Annotated in this window: 1 protein-coding gene; it reads right to left on the reverse strand. The window is 49.8% G+C overall.

The annotated features are described in order from the left end of the window. Window positions 1-857 (reverse strand): DEAD/DEAH box helicase (locus R7Z47_RS24300; protein WP_318130697.1); only part of this gene is annotated, 857 nt, incomplete at both ends.

Below are 857 nucleotides of genomic sequence, written 5' to 3' on the forward strand. Positions count from 1 at the left end.
GGGCGTGAGTACCCACTATCATTTGCGCTTCACCGCTGGCAATGCGAGCCAGTTCCGTCTCTTTGGCTTTGCCCTTGAGCTTACCAGCAAGCCAGCCCACTTGAATGCCCATGGCTTCAAACCAGTTGGCGAAATTGATGGCGTGTTGTTCGGCGAGCAGCTCAGTTGGTGCCATTAGTGCGACCTGATAACCGTGCTCGATAGCTCGAACCGCAGCCAGTGCCGCGACGAGGGTTTTTCCTGAGCCTACGTCACCTTGGACAAGACGCATCATTGGATGCGGCTTTTCGAGGTCGGATTCAATCTCTTTCACCACGCGTGCTTGAGCATTGGTCGGAGAAAACGGCAGTTGCGCCAACAGCTGTTTTTTCAGTTTGTCACATGGTGCGAGCGGTAAGGCGATATCTTGCTGGCCTTTGCTGCGAACTGCCAACATCGACAAGTTTTGGGCGAGCAATTCTTCCATGATCAAACGGATTTGAGCGGGGTGCTTACCTTCATCAAATTCATCTAAATTAATGGTTGGCGGCGGGCGATGAATGGTGTGCAACGCCTGCGACATAGTAATCTGATGGTTATACAAGCCAGAAGGTAGCAATTCTTGCACTGCCGCTTTATCGAGTAGCGCCAATGCTTGCTCAGTAAGGTTACGTAAAGTGATTTGACGCAGGCCATCTGTGGTTGGATAAACCGGGGTTAAGCTTTGTTCCACATCTGGCTTTTGTTCACTGGCGTAAAATTTGTAGTCAGGGTGCACAATTTCCAGCCCCATACCACCACGCTTAATTTCTCCGTAAGCGTGTACTAACTTACCCTGTGAAAAATTGTTCTTCATCGCTGCAGTAAAGTTGAAAAAA

This window comes from Vibrio sp. 1641 (assembly GCF_033339995.1).
In the GTDB taxonomy this organism is placed as follows: Bacteria; Pseudomonadota; Gammaproteobacteria; order Enterobacterales; family Vibrionaceae; genus Vibrio; species Vibrio alginolyticus.